The organism is Desulfovectis peckii, assembly GCF_055391705.1.
The window spans coordinates 1454747-1472478 of the sequence record NZ_AP042409.1; the positions used below are offsets into that span (position 1 = coordinate 1454747).

Consider the following 17732-nt stretch of genomic DNA (forward strand, 5'->3'; position numbering starts at 1 on the left):
TTATCATGAGAGGAAACGGTACAGACTGTGACGTCTGTACCGAGATTTTACATATAACTAAAAATTAGGCGGTATTGGAGGGGGAATTCTCTTATGAGCACTCTTACGATGGAGATTTTCAATAATTTCTCTCACATGGGGTTCCGCTTCACCGGTTTTTAAATACTGATCTAATTGTTTGTAAGTAATGCCCATTTCTTCTTCATCATCTTGATCATACCAAAGCCCCGCACTCGGCTTTTTGTCAATAATTGGTTGAGGCACACCTAAATACCTAGCTAACTCAAATACTTCTCCCTTTACCAAATTAGCAATCGGCAATAAATCTGATGCGCCGTCTCCGTATTTAGTAAAGTAGCCAACAGCTATTTCCGCTCTATTTCCGGTTCCTACTACTAAACCATTATATTTATTGGCATAAAAATAAAGAGTTGTCATCCGCAAGCGTGGCTTAATGTTTGCAAAAGCCATATTCTGTTTATTGTCCTCATAAGATTCATCGGTTAACTTAGAAAGCAAACAATCATATACTTCATCAAGTACTACTACTTTAGATTTAATATTAAATGCATCTGCTACCATTCGGGCATACATGGCATCATTCGGATGGCTGTGGCACGGCATTATGATACCATATGTATCATTAGGCAGAACCCGCGCACATAGTCCGGCAACAACAGCTGAATCAACACCACCGCTTAAGCCGACAATAAAGCTTTTACATCCTGATTCCTTCAATTTAGACTCCAGCCATGATGTCAGTTTGCCCGCTGTTTCCTTAATTAACAAGACAAACCCCTCCAACAATTAAGTCAATTTCAATTGATATCTTACCATATACCGTTATTAGAGTGCAAACAAAAATGCCATTTAGCTTGTCAGTTTTATAAGTCTGATTTTCATGCCAACAATTTTAACTTTATTATTTTTAACACAGATAAATTTAAAAAAAGAGGTTGCCAATTTTATCTACTGATAGTAAAATAATAAATAGTTGAAGTTTTTGAAAATTTCAAATTAAATATTAATTTCACAAATTAACATATTTTATAATTTGAATTCTAATTTTAAGAAATGTATCATAATTGTAAAAAAAGGTAATGTAAACCTTTAAACCATAATAAAATAACAACACCTAACTGAGTGATGCGATTAAAACACTGGCGAAAGGAGTGATCTTTTAAGAATTAATCAATTGATTAATTGAACACAAAAGCACAAGAGCGATACGTTATTTTGTGGGACACATGAAAGGGGGATCCGTTGCATGGGTGCAGAATGTAAATGCAACTGCCAAGGAGAAGCAAACAAAAAAGTTGATGAACTTATTGCTAAACACCGTGGCAACCCAAATTCTCTGATTGTTGTTATGGCAGGTATCCAGCAAGAATTAGGTTATCTGCCGCAGGATGTTTTAATTAGAGTGGCTGAAGAATTAAATGTTCCACTCACTGATGTTTATGGCGTTGCCACATTCTATGCGGCCTTTACATTGCGGCCAAGAGGCCGGCACTCTATTAACCTGTGTTTGGGCACCGCTTGCTATGTTAAAGGTGCTCCGGAGGTACAAAAAGAACTGGAAAAACAATTGAAAATTAAAGCCGGTGAAACAACGGAAGATCGCCGTTTTTCATTTGATGTAGTTCGCTGCCTGGGCGCTTGCGGTATCGCTCCGGTGATGACAATAGATGGCGAAGTACATCCTCGCATGACACCAGAAAAAGTTGCCGAAGTATTGGCTAAATATGAGTAGCACTTCCAGGGAGGTGAAATAATAATGAACTTTAGAGAACTGGAAGAATTAAGAGTAAAAGCAAAAGAAGCTCTTGCCGTACGTTTGGGCAAAGATCCCACTGATGAGTTCAAATATCACGTTTTAGTCTGTGGCGGCACAGGATGTCACTCATCCGGATGCCAAGAAGTCGCAGATGCATTGGCTAAAAGTATTTATGATGCCGGATTGGCAGATTCGGTTAAATTAATTCAAACCGGATGTATGGGTGCCTGTCAGCTGGGCCCGGTAGTAATGGTATATCCCGGTGCTTACCACTATTGCTCTGTTAAACCGGAAGATGTTGACGAAATTGTCAACAGCCATTTGAAAAACGATCAGTTTTATGTTGCCGTAGACGGATATGCTGCCTTAGCTAAAGTTTTAAGAGAAATGACACCGCAACAGGTTATTGATGAAGTTAAAAAATCAGGCTTGCGCGGCCGCGGCGGTGCTGGCTTCCCAACCGGCGTTAAGTGGCAATTTATGGCTGACCAAAAAGCCGATCAGAAATATGTAATTTGTAACGGTGACGAAGGTGACCCGGGTGCATTTATGGATAATGCAGTGCTAACCGGTGACCCCTTCTCAGTAATTGAAGCAATGACCATTTGCGGTTATGCTACCGGTGCTACCAAAGGTTATGCATATATCCGTTTGGAATACCCCTTAGCAATTAAAAACTTCAAGAAAGCTCTGGAAATTGCCCGCGAAAAAGGGATGTTAGGCGAAAATATTTTAGGCACTGATTTTAGCTTTGACATTGAAATTCGTGAAGGTGCCGGTGCCTTTGTATGTGGTGAAGAAACCGCGCTGATGGCTTCTACCGAAGGTAAACGCGGTGAACCAAGGCCACGTCCGCCCTTCCCGGCTGTATCCGGATTGTTTGGTAAACCTTCAAATATTAACAACGTTGAAACCTGGGCAAATATTTGTCCTATCATTCTCAAAGGTGCCGACTGGTATTCCAGCATTGGCATGAATAAATCTAAAGGTACTAAAGTGTTTGCCTTAGCCGGCAAGGTTGTTAACAGCGGCTTGGTAGAAATTCCGATGGGAACCACTTTACGGGAAGTTGTTGAAGAAATCGGCGGCGGCATTACCGGCGGTAAGAAGTTTAAAGCCGCTCAAACCGGCGGTCCTTCCGGTGGCTGCATCCCTGCCGAACACTTCGACACTCCGCTGGAATATGAAACCCTGGCCGCTTTAGGTTCTATTGTTGGTTCCGGTGGCTTAATTGTTGTTGACGAAGACACCTGTATGGTAGACTTGGCTAAATTCTACCTACAATTTACCCAAGATGAATCCTGCGGTAAATGTACACCCTGCCGCATCGGTACTAAACGGATGTTAGAAATTATGGAACGCATGACTAAGGGCTTAGGAAGAGAAGGCGACATCGAGCTGTTAGAAGAACTGGCTTACTTAATTAAGCAATCCGCTCTGTGCGGCTTGGGTCAAACAGCTCCTAACCCGATTCTCAGTACATTGAAGTACTACCGTCATGAATATGAAGCTCATATTAAGGACAAAACTTGCCCCGCAGGCGTTTGTAAAATTAGAGGCGCTAAAAGAGCCACCTCGTAAGATAGGAGGGGAAATTAGGCATGGCAACAGTAACATTAACCATTGATAATCAGAAGGTGGAAATAGAACAGGGTGCTACCATACTTGAAGCTGCCAAAAAGGTTGGTATTAACATTCCCACCCTCTGCTATTTAAAAGATATAAACGCCATCGGTGCCTGCCGCATCTGCGTGGTGGAAGTAGAAGGAGCCCGTGCTCTCCAGGCTGCATGCGTAGCTCCGGTAGCCGATGGTATGGTAGTTAAAACCAACTCGGAATTGGTGCGGAAATCCCGCAAAATGACTTTAGAACTTATTCTTTCCGACCACCCAACTGAATGTTTAACTTGCTTAAGAAACCAAAACTGCGAACTGCAGACCTTAGCAGAAGCTTTCGGCATTAAGGAAGTACGCTTTGTACGTCCTGAACAAAGTGCTACTGTCAAAGATATTGACGATTCCTCGCCGTCAATCGTACGCGACCCGCGTAAATGTGTACTCTGTCGTCGTTGTGTAGCGGTATGCGAAAAAATTCAAGGCGTCAAAGCCATTGGACCGGTTAACCGCGGATTTAATACAATTATTGCACCGCCCTTTGGCAAAAATTTAATCGATGTAAACTGTGCAATGTGCGGTCAGTGCGCATTGATTTGTCCTACCGCTGCCATTACCGAAAAAGACGACACTGCCAAAGTTTGGGAAGCACTGGCTGATCCCACCAAGCATGTTGTCGTACAAACCGCTCCGGCTACCCGGGTATCTTTACCTGAAGAATTCGGTATGCCGCCGGGAACTATCGGTACCGGTAAAATGGTTGCTGCACTGAGACGTCTGGGCTTTGACAGGGTATTTGATACCGACTTCTCAGCAGACCTGACGATTATGGAAGAAGGAAGTGAATTAATCGAAAGAATTACTAAAGGCGGCGTGCTGCCAATGATCACTTCCTGCAGCCCCGGTTGGATTAAATACATCGAACACTATTATCCGGATCTGCTCCCTCACCTCTCAACTTGTAAATCACCGCAGCAGATGATGGGTGCAGTAATTAAGACTTACTATGCTCAAAATGCCGGTGTTGATCCAAAGGATATCGTCAGCGTATCCATCATGCCCTGTACCGCTAAGAAGTTCGAGTGTCAGCGTGAAGAAATGGCTGACAGCGGCTTCCAAGACGTTGACATTGTACTGACTACCCGTGAGCTGGCCAGAATGTGCCGCAATGCCGGTATTGACTGGGATGCACTGCCGGAAGAAGAATATGACGATCCGCTCGGTAAATCCACCGGTGCCGCAGTTATCTTCGGCGCAACCGGCGGTGTTATGGAAGCGGCTCTTAGAACGGCCTATGAATTGATTACCAAGGAAACTTTAGAAAGTGTTAACTTTACCGATGTGCGCGGTATGGAAGGCATCAAAGAAGCCACTGTTAAAGTTGGCGACTTAGATGTGAAAGTAGCCGTTGCTCATACTCTGGGCAATGCTCGTAAGCTGCTTGACCTCATCCGCGCCGGTAAAGCTGACTATCACTTCATCGAAGTAATGTGCTGCCCCGGCGGTTGCATCGGTGGCGGCGGCCAGCCCATACCCACCAATCTGGAAGTCAGATTGGCACGTATTGCCGGTACCTACGAAGCAGATGAAAATCTGCCAATTCGTAAGTCCCATGAAAACCCGGCAATCAAGGATATTTACGAAAACTTCTTGAAACAGCCGTTGGGTGAGCTTTCCCACAAGCTGCTGCACACTCACTACATTCCGCGTGGTGTTTACCGCAAGCCTGAGGAAGCAGCCAACAAAGCAGAAAACTAATATAAAATCATGCTTGATAAGCCGAGGCAATGCCTCGGCTTATCAGTATACTTACCCTTGCTCATAAGGGCTTATTTTTTATCTAATGTGTCAGTAATTTGAACAACTAAATTGCAGGAATTTTGTAAATTTCGTCGAAACCAACATTTTATACAACTTATACAACCGTCACAGCTTTATCTACACCATTGGGAGGTGGTTAACCAAATTGTCCTTATAAATACACGAGCAGAAAATTATATTACATGAGGAGGTATATTTTAAGTGGGACAACGTGAAACATGGGGTACTCGAATGGGCTTTATCATGGCTGCCATCGGTTCGGCCATCGGCTTAGGTAACATTTGGAGATTCCCCTACATGGCTGTCGAAAACGGTGGCGGCGCATTTTATATTCCGTACTTATTTGCCTTATTAACTGCCGGTATCCCAATTATGATTCTGGAATTTGGTCTCGGTCACAAATTCAGAGGGTCCGCTCCCCTCACCTTTGCCAGGATAAGCCGCAAATGGGAATGGCTTGGCTGGTGGCAGGCATTAGTATGTTTCTTTATTTCTGTTTATTATGTAATCATCATTGCCTGGGCAATTTGTTATGTCGGTTTTTCCCTTACCCAAGCATGGGGTGACAATGCCTTAGGATTCTTCTTACACGATTTCCTTAATTATATGAATGCGGATCTCAGTGCTAAAACAGGCAGCCCGCTTGAATTCGTCGGTTTTCAATCCGGACTGTTGCTAGCTTTTATCATTTCTTGGGGTGTCACCTTCCTGGCATTGTACGGTGGCATTAGGGGTGGTATTGAAAGAGCCTGTAAAATCATGATGCCCCTTCTCTTTATCATGACTCTTGTCATGGTTATCAGAGGCGTTACCCTGCCGGGCGCGGCAGTTGGCATTAACTACCTGCTTGAACCGGATTTCAGCAGAATATTTGACGCCAAAGTATGGACAGCGGCCTATGGCCAAATTTTCTTCACACTAAGTATCGGTTTTGCCATTATGATTGCTTATTCAAGTTATTTGCCAAAGAAATCTGACATTGTCAACAACGCCTTTATGACCAGCCTGATTAACTGTGGTTACAGTTTGCTCGCCGGTTTAGCCACCTTTAGTGTACTGGGGCATATGGCTGTTACTTCCGGACAGGATGTGGCAGAAGTTGCCGGTAGCGGCGGACTAGGAATGGCCTTCTGGACCTTCCCCACCGCAATTTCCAGTCTGGGTAGCTTCGCCCCCATCTTTGGTGCACTGTTCTTTTTAACTTTGGTCTTTGCCGGTTTTTCTTCGCAGATTTCAATCTGTGAAGCTGCCATTTCATCCTTTATGGATAAGTTTAATATGGAGCGCAAAAAAGCAGTTATTATTTACACTGTAGTGGCAGTTTGCTGTAGTTTAATGTTCTTAGATGCAACCGGTTTAGACAGACTGGACTTGATTGATTACTTTACCAACCAGCTTGGCATCGTCTTCGGTGGCTTAATTGAAGTGGTGTTAATTGCCTGGTTCTTTAAACTTAAGACCATCCAAGACCATATCAACCCCATTTCTGAGTTCACTGCCGGAAAATGGTGGGTTGTGGCTATTAAGTACATTACCCCGATTGTCTTAGGTTATATGGCCATTGCCAAGACCTACAGCACAATAACCGAAGGTTACGGCGGTTTTACCACTACAGAACTGCTGGCATTTGGCGGTCTGACAATGGGAGTTATATTCTTCGGTGCCTTGATACTCTCATCCCTGAAATGGAAAGACGAGCAGTCTGTAGTTAAGGGGGTTGATATGTAATGACTACCGGAGCGATTATCGTGTTTATTTTTGCCGCCACCGTGCTGTGGGGTGGCGCAGCTTTTTGTATTTATCGAGCCATGAGTAGTTCGAAAAGAAATTAACCTTCCTCATACTGTGAGTGGGCGTGTCGCAATACTACCGGTTAGTTGTTGCCGACACGCCCTTTTAATTTTTCTTATTGACACAAATACCTACTACCTTTTACTTTCCACTGACTACTAAACAACTGATTACTATCTCGTAAAATCTATTTCCCTCCCAATAAGCCGTTAGGTATACTTACCCATGTATCGGGCACATCACCGACAATGACACTTTCCGTAAGGGGTACAATGGTATGTATATCAATATCGTTTTCATAAAAAGGGATTGCTATTCTAACCTTTGTTTTTATGTCCAGAGATATTTGATGCCGGATTTGATTAATACCGGTGGATTCAAATTTATCGGTAACCAATACATTGACACTTCCTACCGGCAGGATACTGACATTAATCCGTGGACCATAGTTAGCCAAAATGTGACTGCCCATAGCCTGACCTAAGGAAACTTTCAGCTCCTCTTGCTCAAGCAGCCTTAACTGGCGATCCACTTCCATGGTAATGTCGGTGGCTAACTGATTAATACCCACCGTATTGGCTTGCATCATCACTATTCTTCCTGCCGAATCCTTATGTATCTCAATCATATCTTGATAGCGCACATTTTTTTCGGCTATTTTCTGCTGCACTGACCTGCTGACCGCATCATTCACTAAAAGATTTGCCTGCGATTTGGCAATGGCAATCACTGTCGGCCGCAAATTGCGATCGACAACAATATAGATTAACAATACTGACAGCAAGAGAACAATAATAAAAAAGGCTGTCCCGGATATGCGCCGCCTTTTTTTAAACATTCATTCACCTCCATTACCAGCATATGCTCTATTATCTTCCGTTGTGAAACTTTCGCCGGCTCGGCATTTAGCCTAATTAGTTATATTCAATAAAAAAAAGAGTTAGTATTGCATATACCAACTCTTTTTTCCGCGGTTATATTAATTTGACAAATTTTCTTTTTCCTACTTTAATTACGGTTTGCGGCGAAAAATCAAATCTCAAGTTTGGGTCACTTACCGTATCCCCGTCTATTTTTACAGCATTTTGTTTCACCATTCTTCTGGCCTCACTGGTACTGCTTACCAGCTTTGCCGCTACCAACAGCTTAGGCAGTACTATTTGTCCCTTTTCCATTACTTCATCAGTTACCTTAAATTCCGGAATTTCATCCGGCAAGGCACGCTGCTGGAATACTTTCTTAAACTCTTCCTCCGCTTTTTGTGCCGCCTCGGTTCCGTGATAAATAGCAACAATCTCTCTGCCTAAGCGCATTTTTACGTCTCTGGGATGCAAACTGCCGTCCTTTAAGCCCGCTTCAATGGCACGCACTTCTTCCAAAGGCACCTGTGTAACAAGCTCAAAATACCTAACCATTAACTCATCCGGAATAGACATTGTTTTTCCGTACATTTCATTTGCCGGCTCATCGATGCCGATGTAGTTGCCTAAACTTTTACTCATTTTGTTTACGCCGTCAAGGCCTTCCAATATCGGCATCATAATGGCAACCTGCGGTTCTTGGCCGTATTCTTTTTGCAGGTGACGCCCTATCAGCAAGTTAAATTTCTGATCGGTGCCGCCCAATTCGATATCTGCTCCCAACGCTACGGAGTCATAGCCCTGCATCAGTGGATATAAAAACTCATGTATGCTGATAGGCAAACCCTGAGTAATGCGCTTATGAAAATCATCCCGTTCCAGCATTCTGGCTACCGTATATTTTGAAGTCAATTCCAGCACATCGGCAAAATTTAATTTAGCCAGCCATTCGCTGTTGAAAACTACCTTTGTCTTTTCTTGGTCTAAAATTTTAAAGATCTGCTGTTGATAAGTACGGGCATTGGCCAACACCTGTTCTTCCGTAAGCGGCTTTCTGGTTTCAGTTTTGCCGGAAGGGTCACCGATTCTTCCGGTATAGTCACCGAGAATAATGATCACTTGATGACCGAAATCCTGAAACTGACGGAGTTTTTGCAGTACCACGGTATGGCCTAAGTGAATGTCCGGTGCAGTGGGGTCTAAACCAAGCTTTATTTTCAGCGGCTTATTTTCTTTGATTGATTTCTTTAATTTTTGAATTAACTCATCCTCCGGAACAATTTCAGCTGTACCCCGGCGAATTACCGCCAGCTGCTTTTCCAGATCCTGCTCAATCTGTACCACTTAAATATATCTCCTTTCCCAAAGGATGTTTTTTGACAGTAAAAATGCTAAACATTAGTATTATAGCAAAATGTTTGAAGCTATGACAAGGGAGGATTTTTTATCTACAAAATACCGTCTGTACTGTGTTATAATCTAGTGGAGAAAGCCAAAAGGAGGTCTGGCCTTGGCGAAGAAAAAACGAAGAAAGTTAAATTTTGCCCGCTTGGCCTTAGCAATATTAATATTAGTTATCATGGCTGCCGGCGGTGCAGTTTTAGCACTTGTTTACAGCAGTGTTGCAAGTATGCCAGCCTTTAATCCCAATGAAATTGCCTTTGCTGCCTCTACCGAAATATATGATGAGAATAATCAACTAGTTACCAGAATTGGCCCGGAGAAAAGAATTCCGGTTAAATTAGAGCAAGTTCCGGAAATGGTACAAAACGCTTTTATTGCTATTGAGGACAATCGTTTCAGAAACCATAAAGGTGTTGACATCTACCGTATATTTGGCGCTGCCATAGCGGACATTAAATCGGGCAGCCTTAAAGAAGGTGCCAGTACAATAACTCAGCAGGTAGTACGCCAAGCAACGGATATTGGCACGGAAAAAACTTTTCAGCGTAAAATACAAGAAGCAATTTTGGCCATCCAAATGGAACGTCACTTTACCAAAGATGAAATATTAGAATTTTATCTTAACGGAATTTATTTAGGTGAAGGGGCATACGGTGTTGAAGCAGCTTCACAAACCTACTTTAATAAAAGTGTCAACGAGTTAGAATTGGAAGAAGCAGCCTTACTGGCCGGGTTACCGCAAGCACCCAGTGCCTACAATCCTTATGTCAATAAAGAGGCAGCTCAAAAGCGCCGCAACATTGTTTTGGATCAAATGGCTAAATACGGATATATTACCGAATCGGAAGCAGCCGCTGCCAAGGCAAAAGACATTGTGCTGGAACCCGGTGAAATCAGAGCGAACGAATATCCTTATCCTTTCTTTATAGATTACGTCATCCAAACCCTGACTCTGGAAAACGATAAATATAACCTAGATGAGTCAGAGATATATCGCGGCGGGTTAAAGATTTACACCACCCTTAACCCTAAAATGCAAACTGCTGCTGAAGAAGCAGTAGCTAACTTAAAACTGCCCGGCGAAACCAAAGATGAAAACGGCTACCTACAACCTAATGCGGCAGCGGTGATATTAGATCCGTATACGGGACAAGTAAAAGCGCTGGTTGGCGGTAGAAAACATATCGGTATGGGCTTAAACCGAGCTACTTACCGGCCGGGCGATCCCGGGCGGCCTCCGGGTTCAACCTTTAAGCCCATTGCCGCCTATGGTCCTGCCATTGAATACTTAAATAAAGGGCCGGCTTCCATTATAGATGACGCTCCCAGAGAAGGCGGTTGGCCGGCTAACTATGGGGCTTATTACGGATTAGTGACCATGCGTTTTGCCCTACAGAATTCTCTTAACGTAGTGGCTGTAAAATTAATGGAAGAAGTAGGGCCGGATAAGGCGGTGGCTTTCACCAAAAAATTGGGCTTTGAGCACATTGACCCCTATCTTTCTACAGCACTTGGCGCATTAAAATACGGGGTAACGCCTTTGCAGCTGGCTGCTGCTTACGGTGCCTTCGCTAATAAGGGTATTTATATCGAACCTTCAATCATTAAACGCATTGAACGCTTTGACGGCACGGTAGTATTCGAACATGAGCCTAAACAGCATCGAGCAATGAAAGAAACCACTGCCTTTTTGCTTACTGATATGTTGCAGACCGTGGTATCAAGAGGTACCGGTACCGCCGCCCAACTGCCCAATCGCCCGGTAGCAGGCAAAACCGGCACCGCAGACAATGAAAACGGTCGCACCAGTGATATTTGGTTTGCCGGTTACACGCCTAACCTGGTTGGCGTAACCTGGATAGGCAATGACCAAGACGGTACTCCACTGCCTACATCGAGTTACTTCGGTGGTGTATATACCGCACAATTATGGAGAGAAATGATGCTAAAAGCTCATGACGGCTTACCGAGCAAAAACTTCCCCGGACCGCCGTCCGGTTTAGTGCGGGCAACAGTAGACAGCAAATCCGGATTATTGCCGGGGCCGCTGACACCCGATGATCAAAAAGTAACTGATTGGTTTATTAAAGGCACCGTACCCACTAAAGAAGATGACATGCGTGTGGTCATGGATGTCTGTGCGGAAACCGGTCTATTGCCCAGTGAATATTGCCCGGAACGCATTCAAAAGGTAGTGCTTAAAGTGCCTTATTCCGTGTCACCCAATGTTCAAGACTATGGGCTGCGAGCGCCGACAGAGGTTTGCAATGTTCATTCGGAAGAAACATTAAGCGACTGGCTGCCTGATAACGGTGAGGAAAACGGCCCTTGGTTCCCTGAACCGAATGACGGTGAACAAGAGCACCAACATAACGGCAATGATAATTACACAGACAGTCGCCAAAATAATTCACTTAGTTGGAAAAAATGGCTACCGACTAACAATTAATCATTAATATAAAAATGCCCGCGGCTTAAACTGCCCGGGCATTTTATTATCATAACCATAGCTGTTTTAAAGCTATATCGTCTTGCAAAAAATGCAAAAAACAACGCAGCCGGCTAAAGCCGGCCGCAGCCGTCGAACTACTTTAGTTCCACTACCGTTATGCCGTCACCGCCTTCAGCGATTTCACCCAAACGAAAGCTTTTAACCCGCGGATACTTCTTTAACTCCCGATGCACCGCCGCTCTTAAAGCACCGGTGCCCTTACCGTGAATTAAACTAACTTGTTTTAATCCCACTAAGTAAGCATCATCCAAATATTTTTCCATTTCCATTAAAGCTTCATCAACTTTCATACCGCGCATATCCAAACTGCTGCTTAATTTCATTGCCTTATCCCGGATCACATTACCGATTTCGGTTTGCCCGGTCTCATGTTTTGTTTCTTTTACCAACTGCAATTCATCTTTCGAAACCGTCAGCTTTAATATTCCGGCCTGCACGGTAACTTGATTTTGGTCGCCAATTTCTAACACGTAACCTTTTTGATTATACCGGGGCAAATAAACTTCATCACCCGGTCGCAGTTTCTTTGGTACCTCAAATGTCTGTGCTTTTTTGATTTGCCGGCTGATATTTTTATTGTAAAGGCTGCTTAGTTTTTCCCGGGCCGCTTTAATAGCTTCTTCTCTTTCACGGGCAGATTGCTCGGAAAGTTTTTGACGCAGTTCTTTAATCGCTTCTTCTGATTCTTGTTCGGCCCGCCGAACAATTTGCTGAGCTTCTTCCCGGGCTTTACTTAATATTTCCTCCTTGCGTTCAGTAATCTGCCTTTCTAAGCGCTCGTAGCGTTCTTTAAGCTGTTCGCTTTCCCGGCGCATCTGTTCGGCTAAACGGCGCTCTTTTTCTGCCTGCTGTTGGGTAATTTCCAGCTTGCGCATCAATTCTGATACCTGGATTTGTTCCTTAGTTTGAAAGGCCCGGGCGCTTTTTACCAATTCTTCGGGCAACCCTAAGCGGGCAGCAATTTCAAAGGCATTGCTGCGCCCCGGCTTGCCGATAAGCAGGCGATAAGTCGGTCTTAGGGTTTCGCTGTTGAATTCCACACTGGCATTTTCAATACCCGGATTGGCATATGCAAAGTTTTTTAATTCACTGTAGTGGGTGGTGGCAATGGTGCGTGCCCCTAAATTGTGCAGGTATTGCAAAATCGCTTGCGCGATGGCGGCCCCTTCAGCCGGATCGGTGCCGGAGCCTAATTCGTCCAGCATAATCAAGCTGCGTTTATCGGCCTGTTTAATAATGTTTACAATATTGCTCATGTGGGAAGAAAAAGTACTCAGGGATTGTTCAATACTTTGCTCATCACCGATATCCGCAAACACTTGATGGAAAATACCCACTTCCGAGCCGGTTTCTGCCGGAATGTGCAGACCGGCCTGGGTCATTAATACCATTAACCCAACGGTCTTTAAGGTAACGGTTTTGCCCCCGGTGTTTGGACCGGTAATAATTAAGGTGTTAAATTCTTTACCTAACCAGACGGTAATGGGCACAACTTTACCGGTGATCAACGGGTGCCTGGCTTGCTTTAAATAAATTCTCGGCTCTTTTAACACCTGCGGCTGCCAGGCATCCAGCTTCCTGCTGTAAGCGGCTTTAGCCAAAACAAAATCCAAATATGCCAAGGCATCGAGACCGTGGCTCAAATCATCAACAACGCTTGCCGCCAAGTTGCTTAGTTTAGTTAATATGCGCTGTATTTCCTGCTTTTCCGCCGCAAGCATCTGCCGCACTTCATTATTGGCCTCAACTACCGACATGGGCTCAACAAACAGTGTCGCTCCGCTGGCGGACTGATCGTGAACAATGCCGGGTATCATATTGCGATATTCCAATTTTACCGGCACCACATAGCGGTCAGCGCGAATGGTCACTATCCCTTCCTGCAAATATTTTTGGTTCTCAGGTGAACGAATAATGCGCTCTAAACGCTCACGGACTTTCGCCTGGGCACTTACCTTGCGCCGCCGTATTTGAGCCAATTCCGGCGTTGCCCGGTCATCTATTTCTCCACCCGGAAGGATAGCGGATAAAATTGCCTTCTCAAGCTCCGGCAAAACAGCCAATCCCTCTGCTATCGCCGCCAGTGACGGATACTTCATCCTACGTTCCAATAAGTAGCGTTTAATTCGGCGCGACGCAGCCAGCGTTTCTCCGATAAAAAAGAGTTCTTCCGCTTGCAAAACAGCGTTTCTTCTTAAACGCAAAATTTGACCGCGGATATCATGCCAGCCCCCGAACTCTGCTGACGGTTCAAAACGCATCAGCTCCCGCGCCTGGGTAGTCTCTGCCTGCCAGGCCAGCACGGTATCCGGATCTTTACTGGGGCGCAATGCTAACGCCAGCTCTTTTCCCGGCGCTGAATGAGCATGTGCCGCTAATTGCTGCAGAACTTTGTCAAATTCCAATCTGGTATAAGTTTTTTCCTCCATACTTCTCCCCTTAAATTACTCCGCGGTAATAATGTCCTTTTGTAAAACCGGTTGTTTCCTTTTCTAATTCCGCTTTCCGGCTGACAGCCTTGTTTTTCCACTCTGCTAAGGGATATAAATCCAGCACTTGGCGGTAGGCTTCGGTGATACGCCCTACCCGGGCGGGCGAAACAATGCGTGCATCAATCCTTAAAACTGATATGCCGGCATCCGCTAAGGTTCCCAGGTCATCAATTAAACACAGCTCTTTAGAATTAAATATATGTTGATGGCAGTATTGATCTACTTCGATTGGAAATACAACCCCTTTGCGATCCTTTAAGCCACAGGATTGATTCCGACAGGGACCGGCACACTGATTAGTAGATGTCAAGCCGCCCATTAAGCTGCCCAGTGCGCAATATTCCGTAACCATCAGGGGCAGCGGGCCATGCACCAACAGCTCTAAGGGCAGTGTCCGGTGGGCGGCAAGTTCTTTAATCTGCACCATAGTCAATTCCGGCGAAAGTGTTATCCGCTCAACATTGAGGGCATTTAATGCCGCTACCGTGAAGCGATTAAATACATTTAACGAAAAATCACTAATTACCGACTTTGAATATTTTTCAACAAACAACTTCAGTAAACCCAAATTACCGATTAACGCCCCTTCGGTATAGGGCAAAGCCTTTCGCAAAAAACCGTCAAAGCCCTTCAGTTCATCGTCCTGCAGAATTCTGGGCGTGGACAGGATAAACTGCACTTTTCTTTGGCGACATAAATCACTTGCTTTTTCAATGTCCGAAAGTGTAATTGGTTTGCGGGAGCGGTAGCTTTCTCCACCAAAGTACACAATGTCGGCACCGGCTTCTACCGCTGCCTGCAGAGCAGCGTATTCGCTGACGTTGACGGCCAGTTTCGGTTTGCCGGCGCGCTGTTTGAATTTGCCGGCAATCGCGTTAAAATAGCCTTCCAGATTTGCGGCAAATTCTCTTTGATTTATGGGTGAACGCAGGCGCGCTTGCTGTCTTTGCTCTTCCAACCGTTTCAAAACCCGGCGGCGCAGTTCATTAATCACCCGCACCGGAAAGATCACTTCACCTTGCAGTTCGCAGTAAAGTTCCGTTAAAGCAAAAGGGGTATTGCCTAAGCGATTTAATTGATTTCGCAGGAATTCTTCAGTCAGCGGCCTATTTTCTGCCCTTTGGCCGGTTTCTTCGGAATATGCTTCCGCAACAAACCCGTCCCGGTCTTCCACCTGCATAAACAGCGGCTGACCGACCGCTGCACGCACTGTAAACCGCAGCGGAATTTTTCTGCTTTCTTTACTGGAAGTATAGGTAATCTTAGCCCGGTTCATCAGTTCCACATCGTGAGTTTTAAAAACCCGATCGCCGGGGCGCACCTTTCCGGGTATCGGCAGCGATACCGTGCTTCCGGCAGGAGCTTCATCAACCTGCCGGTTTTTGACAAGCAGTCGGTGCACTTCTACGCCCACCCGTCCGCCTTGGGTCACCCATACTTCAATCCCGTCACCTACCCGCAGCGGCTCCTGCAGCGTTATTTCTACCAAATCCTGATCTTTTCTGTATCTTTTTACCCGGCCAATCAACACCCCGCGATTGTTGGGACGCTTATAACTCATCAGCTCACTGCCCGGATTGCCGTAATAATAACCTGTGGAAAAATCCCGGTTAAATATTTGTTCCAGCTCTCTTTTTTGCTGCTCAGAGGGCTGAAAATCTTCTTTTCGCTCCAGCTCCAGCGCCTGATCAAGCAGTTCCCGATAAATGCGCACTACTGTCGCCACATATTCCGGACGCTTCATTCGCCCTTCAATTTTAAAAGAATCAATTCCCGCTTGAATTAAATCCGGTATATGTTCACTGAGATTAATGTCCCGGGGGCTTAACAAATACTCTCCAACCTTTGCCGCATCTACCAGCGGCCGTCCCTTCCGATCAACCAGCCGGTACTGCAAGCGGCAGGGTTGGGCACATTTGCCCCGGTTTCCGCTGCGCCCGCCAATCATACTGGACATTAAGCATTGCCCGGAATAACATACGCACAGCGCCCCATGCACAAAGGTTTCCAGTTCTGCCCCGGTAGTTTGTTTTATACGCGCAATATCTTTTAGGCTCATTTCGCGGGACAACACGATACGCTCGCAGCCCAATTGTTTTAGCAGTTCCACTCCCGGGGTATTGTGCACAGTCATTTGGGTGCTGGCGTGCAGCGGCAAGTTTGGCAGTAGTTTACGGGCAGCGGCGGCTAAACCTAAATCCTGAAGAATAACCGCATCCACCCCAATGTTGTGCAGAAAATGTAAAAAATGCAGTGCTTCTTCTAGTTCTTCATCCGCGACAATAATATTTACTGTGACGTATACCTTAACGCCCCGGACGTGACAGTACTCAACGGCCTGTTTAAGCTGCTCGTTATCAAAGTTGGCGGCAAATGCCCGGGCGCTGAAGGCTTTCCCGCCGAGATAAACCGCATCAGCCCCATTCTGCACCGCCGCCACCATGGCTTCCCATGAACCGGCCGGAGCAAGAAGTTCTGGCTTAAACATTAAAACATAACTTCCTTTCAGTTAGCGCTGATATCTAAGCAGTCCGGAAACCGGAATTATTTCTACACCCCGTGCCGCAATCTGATCAAGGATTAAATTCATCCCCAAGGAATCACTGGCCATATGGCCGGCATTTACCACATTAATGTGATTCTTTTCCGCTTCTTTGCGGTGTTTCTCGCCAATGTGCATTACCACCAGAGTACCAACGCCGGCTTGGGATAATTTGCTGTAGGCATCTTCCGAACCGCCGGTGCCGCCGGTCATGTCTACCATGATTTTACCGGCCCGGCGTTTTTTGTTGCCCACTACAATTGTCGGTCCGGCATTATAGCGAACCGCTTCCGCGTATTCCGGCTCTTCTTTCAGCATTTTTACCACGTCATCCAGGGTTTCCGGTTGGTGCTCGTCAAATTTCTTTTGCAGGTAATCAGTCACCATGTTATCTGCCGCCGTATGTATACACATGAGAGGAAAATCCAGCAATCTGGCAGCATCTACCGCCCGGTTGTAGTTAACCGGCATTAAATTGCGCTGCACTTCAGCAATGCGAGATGCCATAATACCCTCTGCCACATTAATCGGCACACCGAATTGGGCGAGAATATCTTCCTGTAAATGCATTACCTCATAAAGCCCGGTCAGCGCCCGTCCTTCCGGATGGTGAGCAATGATTAAATCAACAGCCCTGCCTTTTTCCGATAAGCGATCCGCTAACAGCACCTCACTTACCTCAATGTCAATACCCACTAACACCCGTTTAACTTCCCTCTCCGGATCGCCGCAAAGCAATCTGGTATCGGAAAAGGGATTAAAAAGTTTATCTTGATCAAATTCTTTCTTCTCTTCATCTTTTAACTCTTGGAAAGCCTTTTTATTTTTTTCAATTATTTTATTTACTTCATCAATCCCCCGCGGGTCATGACGCTTACCCATTTCTACGGCTAATTCATAAATCTCTTTAACTTTCATCC

12 protein-coding genes are annotated in these 17732 nt (G+C 45.2%); 6 read left to right on the forward strand and 6 right to left on the reverse strand.

Annotated elements, in window-relative coordinates; genetic code table 11:
* Positions 1 to 57 precede the first annotated feature (57 nt).
* Positions 58 to 789: an NAD(+) synthase gene (gene nadE, locus ACZ5NG_RS07240; protein ID WP_464251148.1), complete on the reverse strand. Its 732-nt coding sequence runs from the start codon at positions 787 to 789 to the stop codon at positions 58 to 60.
* A 478-nt stretch (positions 790 to 1267) separates the two neighbouring features.
* Here nadE and nuoE point away from each other — a divergent pair, with 478 nt between their 5' ends.
* The 5 genes from nuoE to ACZ5NG_RS07265 all read left to right on the forward strand — a co-directional run bounded on the left by nuoE (position 1268) and on the right by ACZ5NG_RS07265 (position 7043).
* Positions 1268 to 1753, forward strand: coding sequence for an NADH-quinone oxidoreductase subunit NuoE (gene nuoE, locus ACZ5NG_RS07245; RefSeq protein ID WP_464251149.1), 486 nt, complete (start codon positions 1268 to 1270; stop codon positions 1751 to 1753).
* A gap of 24 nt (positions 1754 to 1777) precedes the next feature.
* Entirely contained in the window at positions 1778 to 3358 is a 1581-nt protein-coding gene (locus ACZ5NG_RS07250; RefSeq protein ID WP_464251150.1) for an NADH-ubiquinone oxidoreductase-F iron-sulfur binding region domain-containing protein, read from the forward strand.
* A 20-nt stretch (positions 3359 to 3378) separates the two neighbouring features.
* The gene (locus ACZ5NG_RS07255; RefSeq protein ID WP_464251151.1) at positions 3379 to 5148 is read left to right on the forward strand and encodes an NADH-dependent [FeFe] hydrogenase, group A6; all 1770 of its coding nucleotides are present in this window, start codon (positions 3379 to 3381) and stop codon (positions 5146 to 5148) included.
* A 264-nt stretch (positions 5149 to 5412) separates the two neighbouring features.
* Positions 5413 to 6939, forward strand: coding sequence for a sodium-dependent transporter (locus ACZ5NG_RS07260; protein ID WP_464251152.1), 1527 nt, complete (start codon positions 5413 to 5415; stop codon positions 6937 to 6939).
* A complete protein-coding gene (locus tag ACZ5NG_RS07265; protein ID WP_464251153.1) occupies positions 6939 to 7043 on the forward strand; it encodes a MetS family NSS transporter small subunit in 105 nt (34 codons plus the stop codon). The genes ACZ5NG_RS07260 and ACZ5NG_RS07265 overlap by 1 nt, the downstream gene beginning before the upstream one ends.
* A 146-nt stretch (positions 7044 to 7189) precedes the next feature.
* Here ACZ5NG_RS07265 and yunB read toward each other — a convergent pair whose 3' ends face one another.
* Positions 7190 to 7840 (reverse strand): sporulation protein YunB, encoded by a 651-nt coding sequence (yunB, locus tag ACZ5NG_RS07270; RefSeq protein ID WP_464251154.1) that lies wholly within the window; start codon positions 7838 to 7840, stop codon positions 7190 to 7192.
* A 136-nt stretch (positions 7841 to 7976) separates the two neighbouring features.
* Positions 7977 to 9206 (reverse strand): tyrosine--tRNA ligase, encoded by a 1230-nt coding sequence (gene tyrS, locus ACZ5NG_RS07275; RefSeq protein ID WP_464251155.1) that lies wholly within the window; start codon positions 9204 to 9206, stop codon positions 7977 to 7979.
* 166 nt (positions 9207 to 9372) lie between these two features.
* Here tyrS and ACZ5NG_RS07280 point away from each other — a divergent pair, with 166 nt between their 5' ends.
* Positions 9373 to 11715 (forward strand): transglycosylase domain-containing protein, encoded by a 2343-nt coding sequence (locus ACZ5NG_RS07280; RefSeq protein WP_464251156.1) that lies wholly within the window; start codon positions 9373 to 9375, stop codon positions 11713 to 11715.
* 137 nt (positions 11716 to 11852) lie between these two features.
* Here ACZ5NG_RS07280 and ACZ5NG_RS07285 read toward each other — a convergent pair whose 3' ends face one another.
* From ACZ5NG_RS07285 to ACZ5NG_RS07295, 3 genes are read right to left on the reverse strand one after another with little or no spacing between them, the layout of a single operon-like run.
* Positions 11853 to 14207, reverse strand: a complete 2355-nt coding sequence (locus ACZ5NG_RS07285; RefSeq protein ID WP_464251157.1) for an endonuclease MutS2 — start codon at positions 14205 to 14207, stop codon at positions 11853 to 11855.
* A 10-nt stretch (positions 14208 to 14217) separates the two neighbouring features.
* The gene (locus ACZ5NG_RS07290; protein ID WP_464251158.1) at positions 14218 to 16758 is read right to left on the reverse strand and encodes a U32 family peptidase; all 2541 of its coding nucleotides are present in this window, start codon (positions 16756 to 16758) and stop codon (positions 14218 to 14220) included.
* A 21-nt stretch (positions 16759 to 16779) separates the two neighbouring features.
* Positions 16780 to 17730: an NGG1p interacting factor NIF3 gene (locus ACZ5NG_RS07295; protein WP_464251159.1), complete on the reverse strand. Its 951-nt coding sequence runs from the start codon at positions 17728 to 17730 to the stop codon at positions 16780 to 16782.
* Positions 17731 to 17732: the final 2 nt, after the last annotated feature.